17 protein-coding genes are annotated in these 21,095 nt (G+C 38.1%); 1 reads left to right on the top strand and 16 read right to left on the bottom strand.

Annotated elements, in window-relative coordinates; genetic code table 11:
- Positions 1–19: 19 nt before the first annotated feature.
- The 7 genes from rpmE to ACQKM9_RS00260 form a co-directional block, all read right to left on the bottom strand.
- A complete protein-coding gene (gene rpmE, locus ACQKM9_RS00290; protein ID WP_053417903.1) occupies positions 20–220 on the bottom strand; it encodes a 50S ribosomal protein L31 in 201 nt (66 codons plus the stop codon).
- A 192-nt stretch (positions 221–412) separates the two neighbouring features.
- Positions 413–1,696, bottom strand: coding sequence for a transcription termination factor Rho (rho, locus tag ACQKM9_RS00285; RefSeq protein WP_427732774.1), 1,284 nt, complete (start codon positions 1,694–1,696; stop codon positions 413–415).
- A 137-nt stretch (positions 1,697–1,833) separates the two neighbouring features.
- The gene (glpX, locus tag ACQKM9_RS00280) at positions 1,834–2,802 is read right to left on the bottom strand and encodes a class II fructose-bisphosphatase (RefSeq protein WP_427731604.1); all 969 of its coding nucleotides are present in this window, start codon (positions 2,800–2,802) and stop codon (positions 1,834–1,836) included.
- A 103-nt stretch (positions 2,803–2,905) separates the two neighbouring features.
- The gene (locus ACQKM9_RS00275) at positions 2,906–4,192 is read right to left on the bottom strand and encodes a UDP-N-acetylglucosamine 1-carboxyvinyltransferase (protein WP_427731602.1); all 1,287 of its coding nucleotides are present in this window, start codon (positions 4,190–4,192) and stop codon (positions 2,906–2,908) included.
- 36 nt (positions 4,193–4,228) lie between these two features.
- Complete coding sequence (fsa, locus tag ACQKM9_RS00270; protein ID WP_340707866.1) at positions 4,229–4,876, bottom strand: fructose-6-phosphate aldolase; 648 nt, start codon at positions 4,874–4,876, stop codon at positions 4,229–4,231.
- Between the two features lie 82 nt (positions 4,877–4,958).
- On the bottom strand, positions 4,959–5,813 hold the full coding sequence (locus ACQKM9_RS00265; protein WP_427731600.1) for a class II fructose-bisphosphate aldolase: 855 nt from the start codon (positions 5,811–5,813) through the stop codon (positions 4,959–4,961).
- 96 nt (positions 5,814–5,909) lie between these two features.
- Positions 5,910–6,269: a response regulator gene (locus ACQKM9_RS00260; protein WP_038180081.1), complete on the bottom strand. Its 360-nt coding sequence runs from the start codon at positions 6,267–6,269 to the stop codon at positions 5,910–5,912.
- A 139-nt stretch (positions 6,270–6,408) separates the two neighbouring features.
- Between ACQKM9_RS00260 and ACQKM9_RS00255 the strand changes: the two genes are divergently transcribed.
- The gene (locus ACQKM9_RS00255) at positions 6,409–6,927 is read left to right on the top strand and encodes a DUF2529 family protein (protein ID WP_427731598.1); all 519 of its coding nucleotides are present in this window, start codon (positions 6,409–6,411) and stop codon (positions 6,925–6,927) included.
- 250 nt (positions 6,928–7,177) lie between these two features.
- Here ACQKM9_RS00255 and ACQKM9_RS00250 read toward each other — a convergent pair whose 3' ends face one another.
- From ACQKM9_RS00250 to ACQKM9_RS00210, 9 genes are all read right to left on the bottom strand, one after another.
- Positions 7,178–8,770, bottom strand: coding sequence for a CTP synthase (locus ACQKM9_RS00250; RefSeq protein WP_427731596.1), 1,593 nt, complete (start codon positions 8,768–8,770; stop codon positions 7,178–7,180).
- A 152-nt stretch (positions 8,771–8,922) separates the two neighbouring features.
- Positions 8,923–9,465 (bottom strand): DNA-directed RNA polymerase subunit delta, encoded by a 543-nt coding sequence (rpoE, locus tag ACQKM9_RS00245; RefSeq protein ID WP_427731594.1) that lies wholly within the window; start codon positions 9,463–9,465, stop codon positions 8,923–8,925.
- Positions 9,466–10,110: 645 nt separating this feature from the next.
- On the bottom strand, positions 10,111–13,359 hold the full coding sequence (gene icmF, locus ACQKM9_RS00240; protein WP_427731592.1) for a fused isobutyryl-CoA mutase/GTPase IcmF: 3,249 nt from the start codon (positions 13,357–13,359) through the stop codon (positions 10,111–10,113).
- Between the two features lie 147 nt (positions 13,360–13,506).
- Positions 13,507–14,139, bottom strand: a complete 633-nt coding sequence (locus tag ACQKM9_RS00235; RefSeq protein WP_427731590.1) for a TetR/AcrR family transcriptional regulator — start codon at positions 14,137–14,139, stop codon at positions 13,507–13,509.
- 3 nt (positions 14,140–14,142) lie between these two features.
- A complete protein-coding gene (locus tag ACQKM9_RS00230) occupies positions 14,143–15,279 on the bottom strand; it encodes an acyl-CoA dehydrogenase (protein ID WP_427731588.1) in 1,137 nt (378 codons plus the stop codon).
- A 34-nt stretch (positions 15,280–15,313) separates the two neighbouring features.
- The gene (locus ACQKM9_RS00225; protein ID WP_427731587.1) at positions 15,314–16,450 is read right to left on the bottom strand and encodes an acyl-CoA dehydrogenase; all 1,137 of its coding nucleotides are present in this window, start codon (positions 16,448–16,450) and stop codon (positions 15,314–15,316) included.
- 15 nt (positions 16,451–16,465) lie between these two features.
- A complete protein-coding gene (locus ACQKM9_RS00220; protein WP_427731585.1) occupies positions 16,466–17,320 on the bottom strand; it encodes a 3-hydroxybutyryl-CoA dehydrogenase in 855 nt (284 codons plus the stop codon).
- Entirely contained in the window at positions 17,320–18,525 is a 1,206-nt protein-coding gene (locus ACQKM9_RS00215; protein WP_427731583.1) for an acetyl-CoA C-acetyltransferase, read from the bottom strand. Before ACQKM9_RS00215 ends, ACQKM9_RS00220 begins: the two co-directional genes overlap by 1 nt.
- 183 nt (positions 18,526–18,708) lie before the next feature.
- Complete coding sequence (locus ACQKM9_RS00210; protein WP_427731581.1) at positions 18,709–20,865, bottom strand: (Fe-S)-binding protein; 2,157 nt, start codon at positions 20,863–20,865, stop codon at positions 18,709–18,711.
- Between the last annotated feature and the right edge of the window lie 230 nt (positions 20,866–21,095).

The raw sequence follows: 21,095 nt of genomic DNA, 5'->3' as shown, positions 1-21,095 counted from the left end.
TTTGTATATACGGGTTAAATTATTTAATACCGTATTTTTTGTTGAAACGGTCAACACGTCCGTCAGCAGACGCGAATTTTTGACGGCCAGTATAGAATGGGTGACATTCGTTGCAGAATTCTACTACGATTTTTTCTTTTACTGAACCAGTTGTGAAAGTGTTACCACAAGAGCAGCTTACTGTTGCTTCTTTGTGATCTGGATGAATACCTTGTTTCATGTGTATGATCTCCTTTCGCCCTGAACCATCTGGAACAGAGTATTTCGAACTGTTGCCTTACACGACCCAGATTAGTTTGCCGCATATGCAACACGTTTATTGCAATACTGTATGAAGTATATCAAAAACTATACAGTGTTGCAAGAAAATAAATTATATGAATTTAAATTTTAGTAGAAAACAGATTCTCTTTTACAGTAACCCTTTACCGTTTCGAGCAGCTTTCATATCTGAATTTAACTGTTCAAAAAACTCATCATTCGTTTTTGTTTGACGTAATTTTTTTAGGAATCGTTCTGCAAAATCCGATGAATCTGAGAATGTTTTACGAATCGCCCACAGTTTATCTAGTTGGTCTTTTGGAATTAGTAGTTCTTCTTTACGAGTTCCTGAACGACGAATGTCGATAGCTGGGAAGATACGACGTTCTGCTAGACTACGGTCTAGATGAAGCTCTAAGTTACCTGTCCCTTTGAACTCTTCGTAAATTACTTCATCCATTCGAGAGCCTGTATCGATTAATGCAGTAGCTAATATTGTTAAACTACCGCCTTCTTCAATATTACGCGCAGCACCGAAGAAGCGTTTTGGACGGTGGAATGCAGCAGGATCAATACCACCTGATAAAGTTCGACCACTTGGAGGAATAACAAGGTTATACGCACGCGCAAGTCGAGTAATAGAGTCCATTAAGATAATAACATCACGCTTATGCTCTACTAATCGCATAGCACGTTCTAACACTAACTCTGCCACTTTAACGTGATTTTCTGGCAATTCATCGAATGTTGAGCTAACTACGTCTGCTGCTACTGAGCGTTCAATATCCGTTACTTCCTCAGGTCGTTCATCTATTAAAAGTACAATAAGTTCAGATTCAGGATATTTCTCCGTAATTGCATTTGCAATTTCCTTTAAAAGTAATGTTTTACCCGCTTTTGGAGGAGCCACAATAAGTCCACGTTGACCAAAGCCTACTGGTGCCACTAAATCCATAATACGTGTAGATAATTTTGTTGGAGTTGTTTCCAGTTTAATATGACGATCCGGATATAGCGGTGTCAATGCTGGGAAATGTACACGTTCTTTTGCAGTTTCAGGGTCTTCCCCATTGACTGCCTCAACATGTAACAAACCATAATAGCGCTCATTTTCTTTTGGTGGGCGCACTTTCCCCGTTACTTTATCACCATTACGTAGACTAAATCGACGGATTTGTGATGCTGAGATATAAATATCTTCAGAACTAGGTGAATAATTTATAGGTCTTAAGAAGCCAAAGCCCTCTTGTTGAATAATCTCAAGGACACCTTCCATGAAGAAGTAGCCTTCTTGTTCAGCTCTTGATTTTAGAATAGCAAAAATTAATTCTTTTTTTGTCAGCTTACTATAATATGAAATTTTATAATCTCTCGCAAGTGCATACAAATCTTTTAGTTTCATATCTTCAAGCTGAGAAATTGTCATTGTCGTCATAGACATAGCACCACTCTTATATAAGTTTTTTTGTATAGATGAATTTGGTCAACATAGATGTGTGAGAATTGCGAGTAAATGAATGAAATGTCCTTTAAGAAGATGCCCGGCAACTGCCGGGCAATTAATATTGAAGTTTAATATTCCATAAATAGATTTGGTTTTTTAGTTAAGCTATGGCGTCCTTCGATGAAACGAACAGTACCAGATTTAGCACGCATAACAACTGATTCAGTTGTACAGTGGCCACCTTTAAATTGAACACCTTTTAGTAACTCTCCATCAGTAACACCTGTTGCGGCGAAGATTGCATCGTCACCTTTAACAAGGTCATCCATATATAATACTTTATTAACTTCGATACCCATCTTTTTGCAACGTTCAATCTCTTCATCATTTGATGGAATTAATTTACCTTGGAACTCTCCACCAAGACATTTTAACGCTACTGCGGCAATTACACCTTCAGGAGCTCCACCCATTCCGAATAGAATGTCTACGCCTGTTTCATCAAATGCTGTGTTAATTGCTGCTGCTACATCTCCATCAGAGATAAATTTAATACGAGCACCAGCTTCACGAATTTGATCAACAATATGTTGGTGACGATCACGATTTAATAGAGTCGCTACTACGTCTTCAATATCTTTGTTTTTTGCTTTAGCTACTGCACGTAAGTTATCAATTACTGGTGCATTAATATCAATTTTCCCTGCTGCTTCTGGACCTACTGCAATCTTTTCCATGTACATATCAGGTGCATGAAGTAAGTTTCCGCGATCAGCGATTGCTAATACAGTTAGTGCGTTTCCGCTACCAGCTGCTACAATATTCGTTCCTTCTAGAGGATCTACGGCGATATCGACATGTGGCCCATTTTCATCATGACCTAATTGTTCACCAATATATAACATTGGTGCTTCGTCCATTTCACCTTCACCGATTACGACTGTTCCTTGCATAGGAATGGAATCAAATACTTGACGCATGGCTGTTGTCGCTGCATCATCTGCTTCCATTTTCAATCCTCGGCCCATCCATCTTGCTGAGGCAATTGCTGCTGCTTCTGTAACACGTACTACTTCCATTGATAAACTGCGTTTCATTTTTAACTTATCCTCCCGCTTTCCAACTCATTAAATGGTTGGAATCCTTTAAAACTAAATCTATTGTAGCACACAGATAATTCTGTGCGGCTTTTTTTCAGTTTTATCTATTTGTGGCTATGTTTTCTTGTTCTGAAGGTAGCGATTCACGGCGAATATCTGCACCAAGAGCACGTAGCTTCGGAACCAATGAACTATAGCCTCTTTCTATGTGGAAAATGTCATGGATTTCTGTTTCGCCCTTAGCTAATAAGCCTGCAATGACCAGTGCTGCACCTGCTCTTAAATCTGTAGCAGTAACTGTAGCAGCTTCTAGTTTAGTCGAACCATTAATAATGGCTGTACGTCCTTCTACTTTACCATTTGCCCCCATGCGAGCTATTTCATCAATATGTTTAAAACGGGCAGAATAAATTGTATCTGTCACGACTGATGAACCTTGAGATTGTGTTAATAATACAGTAAAGGGTTGTTGTAAATCTGTTGGGAAACCTGGATATACAAGAGTTTTCACATCAACTGCCTGAAGCTTTTCAACTTTAGGAATGATGATTCTTTCTTCTTCCTCAATAATTTTGACGCCCATTTCTCGTAGTTTTGCTGTAACAGCTTCTACGTGTAAAGGAATTACATTATCGATTATAATACCATCACCAATTGCTGCGGCCATTATCATAAATGTACCAGCTTCTATTCTGTCTGGAATAATTGTATGATTTGTTCCGTGTAACTCTTCAACCCCATCAATACGAATCACGTTCGTACCTGCACCTTTAATCTTAGCTCCCATATTCGTTAGTAATGTGGCAACATCAATAATCTCGGGTTCTTTTGCAGCATTTTCAATGACTGTGCGTCCTTTTGCTTTAACTGCAGCAAGCATGATGTTAATAGTGGCCCCTACACTGCTAACATCTAAATAGATTTTAGCACCTACTAATTCATCAGCTCGTAAATAGATTGCACCATGCTCATTTGTTACTTTAGCGCCTAATGCTTCAAAGCCTTTAATATGTTGATCAATTGGGCGTGGACCTAAATGACAACCACCTGGTAATCCAATAACAGCCTTTTTAAACCGTCCTAACATCGCTCCCATCATATAGTACGAAGCGCGAAGTTTTTTGACATTGCCATTCGGTAAAGGCATATCAACCATTCCTCGAGGATCAATAACCATATGACCGTCAGAAAATTGTACTTCTCCACCAATTTCTTCAAGTAAGGCTTTCAATGTTGTAACGTCTAGAATTTCTGGTAAGCCTTCGATTGTGACGGGTGAATTAGCCAATATGGATGCTGGAATTAAGGCTACAGCACTATTTTTAGCGCCGTTTACTTTGATCGTCCCTTGCAAACGCTTGTCGCCGTTAATTTTATAAACGTCCATGTAAATCTCCTTCATCTTCGGATATTTCTATTATTATTAACCGTTTTTCTTATTCCAATCCGCTAAGAAACCTTCAATTCCTTTATCAGTTAAAGGATGTTTAAATAATTGAGCTAAAACTTTAAATGGAGTTGTGGAAATATGTGCACCAGCAAGAGCCGCTTCTGTAATATGTTGTGGGTGACGAATAGAAGCCGCAATAATTTGCGTAGGGATTTCATGAATAGCGAAGATTTCAGCGATTTGGCGTACTAACTCAATACCATCTTGACCAAGATCATCTAAACGACCTAAGAATGGAGATACGTAAGTTGCTCCCGCACGAGCTGCTAATAGTGCTTGGTTTGCACTAAAGATTAATGTAACGTTTGTTTTAATACCTTGTTTTGATAGTGTAGAACAAGCTGTTAAACCAGCTGGTGTCATTGGTAGTTTCACAGTAATATTAGGTGCAATAGCAGCAAGTTCAAGACCTTCTTTAATCATCCCTTCTGCATCTAATGAAATTACTTCTCCACTAATAGAACCATCAACTAAATCCGCGATTTCGCGTAGACGATCGTGGAATGAAATATTTTGTTCTTTTGCTACTAGTGATGGATTTGTTGTTACACCTGAGATAATACCCCAAGAATGCGCTTCTTTGATTTCTTCAAAGTTAGCTGTATCGATAAAAAATTTCATAATAAAATCCCCCTGGATGATGGAAAATAGGAGAAGGGCCGATTAATTTAACCGAACACTTCTCCTCATTTCACCTGATTAATTATGCTTTTTGAGCACTTCCGAATTCGTGTATTTTGCCAGCAACTGTCGCTTTAATAGCATCACGAGCTGGAATTAAATATTTACGTGGATCATATACTTTAGTGTCATTTGCTAATACTTCACGAACTGCTTTTGTAGCAGCGATTTGGTTTTCAGTATTAACGTTAATTTTAGCTGTTCCTAAAGAGATTGAACGTTGAATATCTTTTAAAGGAATACCCGTACCACCATGTAATACTAATGGTAATTCAGCTAAATTTGAGATTTCTTCCATTTCTTTAAAACCTAAGTTTGGCTCACCTTGATAAGGACCATGAACTGAACCTAATGCAGGTGCTAGGCAATCAATATTTGTAGCTTCAACAAGTTTTTTACATTCTTGTGGATCTGCATACATGATGCCACCAATTACTCCATCTTCATCGCCACCAACTGTGCCGAGTTCTGCTTCCACAGAAACACCTCTAGCGTGTGCATATTCAACCACTTTAGAAGTGATTTCAACATTCTCTTCGAACGAATGGTGTGAAGCATCAATCATAACTGATGTAAAACCAGCATCGATTGCTTCTTTACATTTTTCGAAGCTTGAACCGTGGTCTAAGTGAATTGCTACTGGAACTGTAATCTTGTAGCTTTCGATAAGGCCTTTTACCATGTGGACTACGGCAATAAATCCCCCCATGTATTTCCCTGCACCCTCAGAAACACCTAAAATTACTGGTGATTTTTCTTCTTCTGCAGCAAGTAAAATAGCTTGAGTGAATTCAAGGTTATTGATGTTGAATTGACCAACTGCATAACCTTCTTTTTTACCTTTAATCAACATTTCTTTCATGGAAACCAAAGCCATTACAAATTCCTCCTCTAGTATGAATCGTGGTATTAAGGTTACTTAATATCATAACTCATAATATCAAAAACATACGTCGTTGACCACTGCTCACCATTAATCTTTCAATATTTTATTGACCACGTCTCGCACTTCGTATATGTCGAATGGTTTTGTAAAGTAATGCTTAGCACCAAGAGCCTCAGCTTCTTTAATCAAATCCAATTCTCCATATGCTGTCATCATAAGTACAGGCAGGTCAGGTAATTGCTTATTTATACGTTTTAGTATTTCAATTCCATCCATACCAGGAATTTTCATATCTAATAAGACACAATCCATCATTATTTTATCTATATATTGCAATGCCTCAAGACCGTTAGCAGCTAGATATGTTTCATAGCCCTCTTTCTTGAACACCTCATTGAGTAGCAAGCGAATTCCTTGTTGGTCGTCTACTATAAGTATTTTTTTCACCTTTACCATACTCCCTTTTTTTATTCCCCCGTACGTATTATTCGATAATATACCTCATTTTCCCTTTTAATACATTAAAATAATTCATTTTGCATTTAAAATGAACAATTATTATAATAAAAGCCGTGAGGTGAATATTATGTTGAAAATGTTATCGACACAGCTTGGCGGTCTCTTACAAAGAATTTCGACTAGTCAAGAAGAAGCAATAGAAGAAACTGCACGATTATTAGCGCAAGCAGGTATCGCTGAAGGAACTGTATATTTTGCTTGTTTCGATGAAATGCAAGCAATTGAAAATAATGCTTTGCATAGCGCAGAACCTTTTACGAAATTAAAACCTTGGTCTAAGGATACAAAATTAATCTCAACAGACCGTGTATGTATTTTCACTCGTCACGCAAACGATCCACAGGCTCTCGAATTGGCACATTCATTATACGATTTATTTATACCATTTGCTGTAGTTGCAAGTGAAAAAGCTGAAGATAGTGGCGAGATGGCTGATTTAGCTTATACCTATGTAACTTTAGGCATCAAAAAAGGGTTATTGCCAAATGCTGCAGGTGAACGTATTGTGCTGCCGTATAGTTTTGCCGCTATGTTTGTATACGAAGCTGTGAAAATGTCCTATGACGAAATGCTATCTATTGATTAGTAATGATCTAACTCTTTTTCAGACCACTCTATAGGTTTTTGGAGTGGTTTTTTGGTGTTTTTTAATTATTTGATTGATTATCATTACTATTATAGTATGGTCTAATTTATTTTTTTCTACAAAAAAAGAGACTACTCTTCATTTAATCATGTGGAGTAGTCTCTTTGTATAAATCTTTTGTTTTTCAGGTTACATCAGTTTCACACGAACCTTACAACAATATTCAAGACTTGTTACGCAAAATCAGTAGTTATTTAACTGCTGCTGCGATGAATTCTCTGAATAGTGGTTGTGGACGGTTCGGACGTGAGATAAATTCTGGGTGGAATTGAGATGCCACGAAGAATTTGTTCTCTGGTAATTCAACAATTTCAACTAAACGGCCGTCTGGGCTTGTACCTGAGAAGACGAATCCTGCTGCTTCAAACGCTTCACGGTATTCGTTATTAAACTCATAACGATGACGATGACGTTCATAGACTATTTCTTCACCATATGCTTCCATAGCTTTAGAACCTGATTCTAATTTGCATGGGAAAAGACCTAGACGAAGTGTTCCACCTAAATCCTCAACGTCTTTTTGTTCTGGTAAAAGATCGATAATAGGGTATTTAGTACCTGCATCAAGTTCTGATGAATGCGCGCCTTCTAAGTTTAGAACGTTACGTGCAAATTCAACAGTTGCTAATTGCATACCTAGGCAAATACCTAAGAACGGTACGTCATTTTCACGTGCATATTGAGTTGCAATGATTTTACCTTCAACACCACGGTCACCAAAGCCACCTGGTACAAGAATACCATCTGCATTTTTCAATAATTCTTCAACATTTTCAGCTGTAACATCTTCAGAATTGATCCAGTCTACTTCAATATCTGCATCTACTGGGTATCCAGCGTGTTTTAATGCTTCAACTACTGATAAATAAGCATCTTGTAATTCAACATATTTACCAACAAGTGCAATTTTCACTGTTTTAGATAAGTTTAATACACGATCTACTAATTCAGTCCATTCAGCCATATCAGCTTGTGGCGCAGTGATACCAAAGTGTTCTAGAACGATATCATCCATACCTTGTGCTTGTAGGTTTAATGGGACTTCATATAAATGTTTTGCATCTTGACATTCAATAACGTTACTTGCTTTTACGTCACAGAATAAAGCTAATTTTTCTTTCATTTCTTGTGGCACTTCTTGTTCTGTACGTACTACAAGAAGAGTTGGTTGAATACCTAAAGAACGTAATTCTTTTACAGAGTGTTGTGTTGGTTTTGTTTTTAATTCACCAGCTGCTTTGATGTAAGGAATTAAAGTACAGTGAATGTACATTACGTTTTCCCCACCAAGATCTGATTTCATTTGTCGAATAGCTTCTAGGAATGGTAGTGATTCGATATCACCTACTGTTCCGCCTACTTCTGTAATAACCACATCCGCGCTTGTTTCACGACCTGCACGTTGGATACGCTCTTTAATTTCGTTTGTGATGTGTGGAATAACTTGTACAGTTCCACCGTTATAATCTCCACGACGTTCTTTTCTCAAAACAGAAGAGTAAACACGTCCAGAAGTTACTGTACTGTGTTTTCCTAAGTTAATATCAATGAAACGTTCATAGTGACCTAAATCTAAATCTGCCTCTGCGCCATCATCTGTTACGAAAACTTCCCCGTGTTGGTACGGACTCATTGTACCTGGGTCAAGATTGATGTATGGGTCAAATTTTTGGATTGTTACTTCTAATCCACGATTCTTCAGTAAACGTCCAAGTGATGCAGCTGTAATACCTTTACCAAGTGATGATACAACCCCACCTGTTACGAAAATATATTTGGTCAAAGCCAATTCCTCCTTTAAATTAAACACTTATAAAAAAATAAAAAACGCTCCTCCCGCATAATATGCAGGGGGAGCGTATAAATTATACGGTCATTCTCCTTTTAAGGAGCCCATGTAAAAGATTATATTGAACTCGGCTAGAAGTCAAGAAATTATTCTTCTTCCTCTTCTTCTAACTCTTCATCTTCTTCATCAATTTCGAATTCATCTTCTTCTTCAATCAAGTCTTCATCGATGTCTTCATCGATATCATCGATTGTAACATCTTCGAATTCTTCCTCTTCCTCATCTTCTTCATTTGGATCTTCAACGAATTCATCGAAGTTTTCATCGAAGTCTAATTCTTCTTCTTCTTCTTCAAGTTCATCTTCATCGTCAATTACAGCTTTAGCTTTTTTCTTGCGGACTTTTACTGTTGGTGCTGTTTCTTCTTCGATTTGTTCGATTGCATACCACTCGCGAAGGCCCCAACGGTTTTCAGCTAGTACAATAAAGCGACCTTCAATGTTAAGGTCTGTATAAAATTGTAATAAGCGCTCTTTTACTTCTGCATCAGTACAACCTTTTATTGTTTGGATTTCTTTCATCAGTTCTGGGAAAGTTAATGGTTGTTTTTTTGAATCTAAAATTCCGTATGCTAAATCGATAAACGATTCTTCTGATAGTTGTTCTTTTGTCATTTCACGAAAGTTCAAATCGTGCACGTCCCTTCTTAATACATAAACATAATATCCATTATATACAATCTTTCTTTGATTACGCCACAATCAATTATTCTTTTTTTGATTTCTCAATTGTCGATACCCATAAGCAAAAAGATATATGGAAAAAATAAGGATGGGGATGGCCCCTAATTGCTTGTTATACAAAAAGAATATAAGTACCAGGCAAATTATGATAAATAGATAATGTAGAAAGCTTTTCATATAAACAAGAACTCCTTAAAATTTATTTTACTCCTTATTATACAAAAAATAAAAATGAAGGGGCTAATGAAATGATTAGTTCCTTCATTTTTTATTTTTCACTAATTTTAATCACTTAGAATTTTTGTACATTTGCTTTGCTTTTATGGGCATTGGATGTGGCATTTTTAGACTGTGTTCCTTTTTCCAATCCTTGTCGGGGGCCAACAGGATGTTGGTCAGGTAGCCGTTGCCACAGGACGTGGCGTTCTTAGGCTATCTTCCTTGAAACGGGCCGTTTCAGCCTTTAGTTACATATCCAGCTTTTGGCGCTTGCTACTCGGGGCGTTTCAGTCACGCGCCCAAAGTCTAAGTGCGACTTTGGCTTACGCCTTCCAACGACCTCGTAGCTTAACGAGCGCCTTCAGCATTTAGTTACATATTCCTTCTGTATTGTCCGCCTACTTGGTATAGGGCGTTGGTGATTTGGCCTAGGCTTGCGTATTTTACTGTTTCCATTAGTTCTGCAAATATGTTGCCTCCTGTTACTGCTACTTCTTTTAGTTTTTGAATAGCACCTTCAGCTTCAGTGGCATGTTTTGCTTGGAATTTTTGTAGATTTTGAATTTGTGTTTCTTTTTCTTCTTGTGATGCTCTGGCAATTTCCATACTATCGATTGCTTCTGATGAAGGTGGATTTGGATTCAAGTATGTGTTAACACCGATGATTGGTAGTTCACCTGAATGTTTCAGCATTTCATAGTACATGGATTCTTCTTGAATCTTACCACGTTGATATTGGGTTTCCATCGCTCCAAGAACTCCGCCTCTATCATTAATTCGATCGAATTCTTCCAATACTGCATTTTCTACAAGATCAGTTAGTTCTTCGATTATGAATGCACCTTGTAATGGATTTTCATTTTTTGTTAGCCCGTGTTCTTTTGTAATGATCATTTGAATAGCCATTGCGCGACGAACAGATTCTTCTGTTGGTGTTGTAATCGCTTCGTCATATGCATTCGTGTGTAATGAATTACAGTTATCATGCAATGCCATCAATGCTTGCAATGTTGTACGAATATCGTTGAAGTCAATTTCTTGTGCGTGTAAGCTACGACCCGAAGTTTGGATATGGTATTTTAGCTTCTGACTACGTTCATTTGCACCGTATTTATCACGCATAACAATTGACCAAATACGACGAGCTACTCGACCGATTACTGTATATTCTGGGTCTAAACCATTGGAGAAGAAGAAAGATAGATTTGGTGCGAAATCATCAATATTCATGCCACGACTTAAATAGTATTCCACATAAGTGAAACCATTAGCCAAAGTAAATGCTAGCTGTGAAATTGGGTTCGCACCTGCTTCTGCAATATGATATCCAGAAATCGATACAGAATAATAGTTACGTACTTTTTGGTCGATGAAATATTGTTGAATATCCCCCATCATACGTAATGCGAATTCTGTAGAGAAAATACAAGTATTCTGTCCTTGATCTTCTTTTAAAATGTCAGCCTGAACTGTACCGCGCACAACTTGAAGCGTTTTTTCACGAACATCAGTGAATTCTTCAACAGTTAAACAGCGTCCTAATTTACTTTCTTGTATTTTCACTTGTTGATCAACAGCTGTGTTCATGAACATTGCTAGAATAATTGGAGCAGGACCGTTGATGGTCATTGACACAGAAGTAGATGGTGCACATAGATCAAAGCCATCATAAAGCTTCTTCATATCTTCTAGTGTACAAATACTAACCCCTGATTCGCCGACTTTACCGTAAATATCCGGACGGTAATCTGGATCTTCACCGTACAACGTTACAGAGTCAAATGCAGTTGATAAGCGTTTTGCATCATCATCTTTAGATAAGTAATGGAAGCGTCTATTTGTACGTTCTGGTGTCCCTTCACCTGCAAATTGGCGTTTCGGATCTTCTCCTTCACGTTTAAAAGGGAAAACTCCTGCTGTATAAGGGAATGAACCTGGTACATTTTCTTTATATACCCAACGTAATATCTCTCCGTAATCAACGAATTTCGGCAATACTACTTTTGGAATTTTTAAACCAGCTAGGCTAGTTGTTGTCAAAATTGTACGGATTTCTTTGTCACGTACTTTTGTAACAAATTCATCTCCAGAGTATGCTTCCTTAAGTGTTTTCCAATTTGCTAAAATGTTCTTTGATTCTGCTGTTAATTGATTTTTGATATCCTCGGCTAATGAAGTGAGTGATGTAATTAATGCATCGTCTGGTGCTTTCTCCTGAACAGTTGTTATTGCCCCTTCTAATTGGAATAGCTTTCGGGCAAATTCAACTTGTTGTTCGGACTTTTTATGATAATTACGAATAGCATCTGTAATTTCACGCAAGTAGTATCGTCGATCATTTGGAATGATAACATCTTGCTTTTGAGTTTTCACAAAATGCTCGTAAGATGTTACCCAATCAAGACCACATTTTTCGTTAATAACTTGAACAAGCTCTGCGAATAAAGAATTTGTCCCTTTGTCATTAAACTGGCTAGCGATTGTACCAAATACCGGCATTTCATCTAGATTTTTTGTCCATAGTTCATGGCTACGTTGGTATTGTTTCTGTACTTGTCGAAGCGCATCTTCTGACCCTTTACGTTCGAATTTGTTAATGACAATTAGATCAGCAAAATCAATCATATCAATTTTCTCAAGCTGCGTCGGTGCACCAAATTCACTTGTCATAACATACATGGACAAATCTGAAATTTTTGTAATAGCAGCATCCCCTTGACCGATACCACTTGTTTCAACAACGATTAGATCATATCCTGCTACCTTCACAACATCTAATACGTCAGCAATTGCATCCGAAAGCTCAGAGTGAGATCCCCGTGTTGCAAGACTACGCATATAAACACGATTATTAAATATAGCATTCATACGAATACGGTCTCCAAGTAATGCCCCACCAGTTTTTTGCTTCGTTGGATCAATTGATAGGATAGCAACTTTTTTATCCGGGAATTCTTGTAAAAATCGACGAATCAATTCATCAGTTAATGAACTTTTCCCGGCTCCTCCTGTACCAGTAATACCGAGTACAGGTGTTTTTTTTGATAAACTCCGGGCTTTTTCTAGGAAGTCTGTTAGCTCACCATCTTTCGCTTCTTCAGCTGCAGTGATAAGTTGTGCTAATACTTCCGGTTGTTCCGTTGATAATGTATCTAACTTACTACTTAAGTTCTCTTTAATTGTAGTAAAATCGCTTTTTTCAATCATTTGATTAATCATGCCTTGTAATCCCAGTTCACGACCATCTTCTGGCGAAAATAACCCCGCAATACCATATTCATGTAGTTCTTTAATTTCACGAGGTAAGATTACGCCACCTCCGCCACCGAAAATACCTATATGCGGAGCGCCTTTTTCCCTAAATAGATCTTGCATATATTTAAAATATTCTACGTGACCACCTTGATATGAAGAAATCGCTACCCCTTGCGCATCTTCTTGGATCGCTGCGTTGACTACCTCTTCAACTGAGCGATTATGTCCTAGATGAATAACTTCGACGCCACTCGATTGCAAAATACGACGCATAATATTAACCGATGCATCATGGCCATCAAAAAGACTAGAAGCCGTGACAAATCTTACGTGATTTTTTGGACGATACACTGTTGCTTGAACCATATATAAGCTCCCCCTTGTTATGAACGAAAAACTAAGTTGTTTCCCCTTCCATTCCCCTGAAATGATTGGAACAAAAAATGTGCAAGGCTCTAGAAACTAAAACTATATGAAAAGTTTGAGTTTTACTACCTTGCACAAAGTGTTGAGTTACTTCTTCAAAATACCATTTAAGAAAATAGTCGTTTGCATTTCAATATAATCATCAATTGTATAATTTCTTCTGAACGCCCATCGTCTAAATGCCCACGTTTGACCTTGCACCACGATATTATTTGCTATAAGATTGATCTCTTTTTCAGATAGAGACAGTTCCCCAGACTGTACACAACCAGCTAAAAGATTTTCAAATAACCGAACCATCTCAAGTTCCTTTGTTAAAACGTATCGCAATGCATCTTTTGGTAAAGACTTAGACTCCTGGTACATGACTAGAATTTCATCTGACATGGAATCTATAAGCAAAAAGTATTGACGTATAGATGCTTTTAAACCTGCTATTGTACCTTCTTCTGTCGGTAAATTTGCTAACCTTATACTTACTTCACGATAAATATTGTCACAAACTAGATATAGTACATCTTCTTTCGTTCGAATATATTCATAAAGCGTACCAATACTAAAGCCAGCTTCTTTAGCAATTTCTCGAGTCGTTGTACGGTGAAAGCCTTTTTGCTTAAACAATTTAACCGCGCCATGAATCATCTCATTCCTGCGCTTTTCTATCAGGCTTTCATCTTTAACTGACGATTCTACTTGTCTTTTATTTTGCCTTTTTACCATATATTATTTCGTTAACATACGAGAAATCACTAAGCGTTGAATCTCTTGTGTTCCTTCGTAAATTTGTGTGATTTTTGCATCACGCATATATCGTTCAACTGGATAATCTTTTGTATAGCCGTAGCCACCAAATACTTGCACAGCCTCAGTTGTTACATTCATCGCTGTATCTCCAGCCATCAATTTTGCCATTGCTGATGCTTTACCGTAAGGAAGATTGTTTGATTCTAACCAAGCAGCTTGATATGTTAATAATCTAGAAGCTTCAATTGATGTAGCCATATCTGCTAGTTTAAAAGATACACCTTGATTTGCTGTAATTGGTTTACCAAATTGAACTCGTTCTTTTGCATAGGCAACAGATGCATCTAATGCCCCTTGTGCAATACCGACTGCTTGAGCAGCAATACCATTACGACCACCATCTAACGTTTTCATGGCAATTTTAAAACCTTCACCTTCCGCACCTAACAAGTTTTCTTTTGGTACACGGCAATTATCAAAAATAATTTCAGTTGTAGGTGATGAGCGAATTCCTAGTTTCTTTTCTTTTTTACCAACCGAGAATCCTTCAAAATCAGATTCTACTATGAATGCACTTGTACCGTTCTTAGCTGTTGGATCTGTAACAGCAAATACGACATAAATTTCAGCTATGCCACCGTTTGTGATGAAGATTTTAGAGCCGTTTAAGATGTAATCATCACCATCTAATTTTGCTGTAGTTTTCATCCCACCTGCATCCGAGCCTGAGCTCGGCTCCGTTAAGCCATATCCACCAATTTTAGTACCTTCAGCCATTGGTCGTAAGTATTTCTGTTTTTGCTCTTCATTACCAAATTTATAAATCGGCCATCCTGCTAAAGATGTATGTGCAGAAAGTGTTACGCCAGTAGAAGCACAAACACGAGATAATTCTTCAACTGCAATACAATAGGCTAAAAAATCAGAACCGATACCACCATATTCTTCCGGCCACGGAATACCTGTTAACCCCAACTCCGCCATTTTATCGAATATTGCACGATCGAAAGTTTCTGTTTCATCTCGTTCTGCTGCTGTTGGTGCTACTTCATTTTCAGCGAAATCACGTACCATTTTACGGATCATTTCATGTTCTTCTGATAATTGAAAGTTCATCTCTTTTTCCACCTTTGTTTTAGTTTTTTTACCCCTATTTGTTTAAGTGTTTGCTTATAACAAGTCGTTGAATTTCGCTAGTGCCCTCGTAAATTTCCGTTACTTTGGCATCTCGGAAATAACGTTCAACCGGATAGTCCATCGTATAGCCATAACCTCCAAATACCTGAATTGCCTCTGTTGTTACTTCTACAGCAGTTTTAGAAGCGAAAAGTTTTGCCATAGATGCTTCCTTGCCACAGGCTAATCCTTTAGCACGTAAATCTGCTGCACGGTAAACGAGTAATCTAGACGCTTCGACTGCTGTTGCCATATCCGCTAATTTAAAACCAACCCCTTGATTACTGGAGATAGGCTTCCCGAATTGGTGACGTTGTTGTGCGTAAGTAATCGCTTCTTCTAAAGCGGCTTCAGCAATACCAAGAGCCTGTGAAGCTATGCCTATTCGACCAACATCTAAGTTCGCCATGGCTATTTTAAAACCGTCCCCCACTTGACCGAGTAGATTTTCAGCAGGGACAATCATATTATCGAAGTTAAGTTGAACTGTTCGTGAGCCATGTAAACCCATTTTATGTTCATCCTTACCAATAACTAGGCCTTCAGTTTCTTTTTTGACAAGAAAAGCGGAAATTCCTTTTGAACCGAGCGATGGATCTGTTGAAGCAAAAACAATATATACATCTGCCTCTCCACCATTAGTGATAAAAACTTTTGAACCATTGATAACGTAATTATTTCCGTCCTTCACTGCTTTAGATTTTAATGAACCTGCGTCAGATCCTGCCGATGGTTCTGTTAAACAAAAAGCACCTAAATATTCTCCCGATGCGAGCTTTGGTACATACTTTTGTTTTTGTTCTTCATTACCAAAATAAAGAATAAGATTTGTCACGACCGACGTATGGACTGATAAAATCACGCCAATTGTCGCGCTTACTCTTGATAACTCATTTATAGCTATGATATAGGATGTAAAATCCATATTTGCTCCACCGTACTGTTCAGGTGTTGTAATGCCCATTAGTCCTAGCTCTCCCATTTTAGCTAGAATGTCGCGTGGAAATCCCCCATTTTCCATGCTTTCAACTTTTGGTGCAATTTCTGTTTGCGCAAAATCTCGTACCATTTTGCGCATCATTAGTTGTTCTTCTGTGAACATCAATTCCATAGTGGAACACCCCTTTTAAGATTCGTAAATGTAGAAACCGCGTCCCGATTTCTTACCTAACCAACCTGCTTTCACGTATTTACGTAACAGTGGACATGGTCGGTACTTGCTATCGCCAAAGCCTTCATATAATGTTTCCATAATATAGAGACAAGTATCTAAACCGATAAAATCTGCTAATGTTAACGGTCCCATCGGATGGTTCATACCAAGTTTCATAACGTCGTCGATGGCTTCCTTAGTCGCTACACCTTCGTAAAGTGTATAGATGGCTTCATTGATCATCGGCATTAATATGCGGTTTGCAACAAACCCAGGAAAATCATTTACTTCCACTGGCACTTTTTCAAGCTGTTTAGTCATGTCTTCGATTGTTTGATAGACATCATCTTCAGTAGCTAAGCCGCGAATAATTTCAACCAGCTTCATCACTGGTACAGGATTCATAAAATGCATACCAATAACTCGCTCTGGACGATTAGTCACAGCTGCTAACTCCGTGATAGGTAATGATGAAGTATTAGAAGCTAAAATAGCATGTGCTGGTGCGATAGTATCCAGCTGTTTGAAAATAGATTGTTTAATTTCCATATTTTCAACAGCTGCTTCGATGACTAAATCAACATCATTTGCATCATTAATATCGAGAGATTTTGTTAGACGACCTAGAACGGCTTCTTTTTCACTCTCCGTCATACGCCCTTTATCAACATTACGAGAAAGATTTTTTGTAATCGTTCCTAAACCTCTTGCAAAAAACTCTTCTTTCATATCATTTAGTTTGACGTCAAATCCTGCTTGTGCGCATACTTGTGCGATACCAGAGCCCATTTGACCAGCTCCAATAACCATTATTTTTTGAATACTCATTACTCGAATCCCCCCGTTTTTGGTACTTCAATCATGATGGCATCCCCTTGGCCTCCGCCAGAACAAATAGCCGCAATACCAATACCTCCGCCACGACGTTTTAATTCATAAGCTAACGTCAGAATAATTCGTGCACCTGATGCCCCAATTGGATGACCTAATGCTACTGCCCCACCATTGACATTAACTTTCTCTGCATCTAGATCTGCAATTTGATTACTTGCTAACGCAACAGCTGCAAATGCTTCGTTAATTTCAAATAAATCGATTTCTTGCAATGCTTTCCCTGTCTTTTCTAAAATTTTGTTGATGACTAAACCTGGTGTTTGTGGGAAGTTCTGAGGTTCTACTCCAACTTCTGCATGCCCTAAAATGTATGCAAGTGGTGTATGGTTTTCTGCTTTAGCACGTTCTTCATTCATAAGAACTACTGCACAAGCTCCATCATTAATACCCGGTGCATTTCCAGCTGTAATCGTTCCCTCAGTCGTAAACGCTGCTCTAAGCTTTGCTAAAGATTGAAGTGACGTATCTCTTCTTGGTGCTTCATCCGTATCTATTTCTAATGGATCTCCTTTGCGCTGTGGAATCGTCACGGACACAATTTCTTCTGCAAATTTACCAGTATCTATCGCATCTAATGCCCTTTTGTGACTGCGATACGCCCATTCGTCTTGCACTTCTCTAGAGAGTGAAAATTCTTTTGCTGTGCTATCTCCGTATGTACCCATATGTACATGTTGTGGATCGAATGCACAAGATAAACCGTCATAGACCATACCGTCTACCATAGTTGCATCTCCCATGCGTAAGCCAAACCTACCTTTTGGTAAATAGTAGGGCGCATTTGACATTGATTCCATACCACCAGCTACAATAACTTCCTCGTCCCCTAAACGAATCAGTTGATCTGCTAATGTCACACTACGTAACCCCGAAGCGCAAACCTTATTCACCGTTTCTGTTTTCACTGACCAAGGAATTCCCGCTTTTGAAGCAGCTTGGCGAGATGGTATTTGCCCTTGCCCTGCTTGTAATACACTCCCCATAATAACTTCATCTACTTGATGTGGTAGGACGTTTGCTCTTTGCAAAGCTGCTTGTATAACAACTCCTCCTAGTTCGCTGGCAGTAAGAGTACTTAATGCTCCACCAAATTTCCCAAACGCTGTTCGCGCACCATCTAAAATCACTGTTTTCGCCAAATCAGACACCCCTTGTCTTTATAATGCATACGCTTACATTATTCTTTTTAAAGTAAACGAGAATTCATTTATCCTCTCGACTGAACGCTCGCTCAACAAAATTTTAGAAAAAAAGAGAGCGTCTAGCACTCTCTTATTCCATTTAGTAATATTGTACAGAATTACCAATTTCAATGCAATTAATTACTGAGTAATTGGTTCTTCAACAACTTCTTCAACAGGTGGTTTATATTCTCCACATACAGATTTCTCTAGTAATTCAGCAATGTCATATGTGCCAACCTGTTCTTCCACTTCTTTCGCTTTCGTACCATCCGAAAGCATCGTTAAGCAATACGGACAACCCGATGAAATCATCGTTGGATTCACTGCAAGTGCTTGCTCAGTTCTAGCTACATTCACTCGGTTACCAACATGCTCTTCCATCCACATTAAGCCTCCACCAGCTCCACAACACATACCGGTTTCACGATTACGTTCCATCTCAACTAACTTCACACCTGGAATGGATTTTAAAATTTCACGCGGTGGATCATAAACATCGTTGTAACGGCCTAAGTAACATGAATCATGGAACGTTATAGTTTCTTCAATTGCAAATTGCGGTTTAAGACGGCCTTGTTTTACTAAGTCATAAAGTAATTCTGTATGGTGATATACTTCACCAGTCCAGCCAAAATCACTATATTCATTTTTAAAAATATTATATGCATGTGGATCAATCGTTACTAATTTTGTTACGCCTGTTTTTTCAAATTCGCCAATATTAGCTGTTGCTAACTCTTGGAATAAGAATTCATTTCCTAGACGACGCGGTGTATCTCCTGAATTCTTCTCTTTGTTACCTAAAATCGCAAATTTCACTCCAGCTTCGTTCATCAACTTCGCAAAAGATAATGCAATTTTTTGTGAGCGATTATCGAATGACCCCATTGAACCAACCCAGAATAGGTACTCGAACTCTTCACCAGCTTTTGATACTTCTTTCACCGTTGGAATATGAACATCCGGGCGAGCATCGCGCCAGTTTTCTTTTTCTTTACGGTTAATCCCCCATGGATTTCCTTGTCTTTCAATGTTAGTCATTGCGCGTTGTGCGTCTGGGTTCACACGTCCTTCTGTCATTGTTAAATATCGACGAAGGTCAATAATTTTATCAACGTGCTCATTCATTACTGGACATTGATCTTCACAGTTACGGCAAGTTGTACAAGCCCATATCTCCTCTTCGGTGATGACATCCCCGATTAATGACGGACTATAGATGTCATCTATAACAGCACCTTCTGCTCCAGCTGCAAGGGCTAATTGATTTCCTTTTGCTTTGTTAAACATGAATGATGGTACCCATGGTTGTTGACGTGTTGCAACGGCACCTGTAAATGTTAAGTGATCACGTAATTTTGTAATTAAGTCCATTGGTGACAACATTTTTCCTGTTCCACTTGCTGGACACATATTCGTACAACGGCCACATTCTACACAAGCATACAAATCAATTAGTTGCAGTTGTGTGAAATCCGTAATTTTACCAACACCAAACGATGGAATTTCTTCTTCTCCATCTTCCCCTTCTTCTTCCATCTCTTCAAAGTTAATAGGCGTTAGCTTACCAACATGATCTAAACGGTTGAAGTAAACATTCACTGGACCAGCAATTAGATGCGCGTGTTTTGATTGTGGTACATACACTAAGAAAGTTAACAGAATTAATAAATGAATCCACCACATAACAAAAAACAAAACAGTTGCAGCAGTAGGTGGCAAAAATCCAAATACTGTAGCAATAGATGATGCAATTGGCTCTGACCAAGTAGCAGCATGTTCATGCCAAATCATACCCATACCATTACCTGCTAGAACTGTAACCATCAATCCACCAATAAAGATTAATACTAATCCTGATTTAAAGCCTCGCTTTAAGCGGACAAGCTTCTCAATATAGCGACGGTAAAACGCCCAAACAACAGCGACTAAAATTACTAACGACACAATTTCCTGCATGAATGTGAAATACGGATATACGGGTCCTAAAGGTAAATGAGATCCTGGTTTTAATCCTTTCCAGATGAAATCAATTGCGCCTAGTTGAACCAGTATGAAGCCATAGAAAAACATAACGTGGATAATTCCACTTTTTTTATCTTTTAATAACTTCTTCTGTCCAAATACATACACCCAAATTTTGTGTAAACGTGCTTTAACATCATTGTCAAATTCTACTTGTTTCCCCATTTTGACGAATTCATAACGCGTCTTTAACAAGTAACCGAATAAAAATAAACCATAAGCCACTACTACTAAAAATAGTATCCAGTTTGCAACTAACAATGGATTCATAACATTTCCCCCTCTATGATGCTCGATATACGATTGTTACATTTCGCTAAAACGCACGCTAAGTGATTTACCATGAAATGCATATGTTGTAATCATTGTAAAATATGAATGAGCATTCAGTCAATAATATTTGTAGAATTCATAATTTTAAGTTTCTCAATGATTTCGTATAAAATTCACGTTGTCTTGTTGTTTATACATGTTTCTCAAAGTTTATTAAAAATTCTAGC

It is taken from the genome of Viridibacillus sp. NPDC093762 (assembly GCF_050279675.1).
Lineage (GTDB): Bacteria > Bacillota > Bacilli > Bacillales_A > Planococcaceae > Viridibacillus.
This window is presented reverse-complemented; position numbering and strand designations above follow the sequence as displayed.

Coding starts and splice junctions, on each gene's coding strand:
- rpmE (WP_053417903.1), bottom strand. CDS start 220: ATGAAACAAGGTATTCATCCAGATCACAAAGAAGCAACAGTAAGCTGC.
- rho (WP_427732774.1), bottom strand. CDS start 1,696: ATGACGACAATGACAATTTCTCAGCTTGAAGATATGAAACTAAAAGAT.
- glpX (WP_427731604.1), bottom strand. CDS start 2,802: ATGAAACGCAGTTTATCAATGGAAGTAGTACGTGTTACAGAAGCAGCA.
- ACQKM9_RS00275 (WP_427731602.1), bottom strand. CDS start 4,192: ATGGACGTTTATAAAATTAACGGCGACAAGCGTTTGCAAGGGACGATC.
- fsa (WP_340707866.1), bottom strand. CDS start 4,876: ATGAAATTTTTTATCGATACAGCTAACTTTGAAGAAATCAAAGAAGCG.
- ACQKM9_RS00265 (WP_427731600.1), bottom strand. CDS start 5,813: ATGGCTTTGGTTTCCATGAAAGAAATGTTGATTAAAGGTAAAAAAGAA.
- ACQKM9_RS00255 (WP_427731598.1), top strand. CDS start 6,409: ATGTTGAAAATGTTATCGACACAGCTTGGCGGTCTCTTACAAAGAATT.
- icmF (WP_427731592.1), bottom strand. CDS start 13,359: ATGGTTCAAGCAACAGTGTATCGTCCAAAAAATCACGTAAGATTTGTC.
- ACQKM9_RS00235 (WP_427731590.1), bottom strand. CDS start 14,139: ATGGTAAAAAGGCAAAATAAAAGACAAGTAGAATCGTCAGTTAAAGAT.
- ACQKM9_RS00230 (WP_427731588.1), bottom strand. CDS start 15,279: ATGAACTTTCAATTATCAGAAGAACATGAAATGATCCGTAAAATGGTA.
- ACQKM9_RS00225 (WP_427731587.1), bottom strand. CDS start 16,450: ATGGAATTGATGTTCACAGAAGAACAACTAATGATGCGCAAAATGGTA.
- ACQKM9_RS00220 (WP_427731585.1), bottom strand. CDS start 17,320: ATGAGTATTCAAAAAATAATGGTTATTGGAGCTGGTCAAATGGGCTCT.
- ACQKM9_RS00210 (WP_427731581.1), bottom strand. CDS start 20,865: ATGAATCCATTGTTAGTTGCAAACTGGATACTATTTTTAGTAGTAGTG.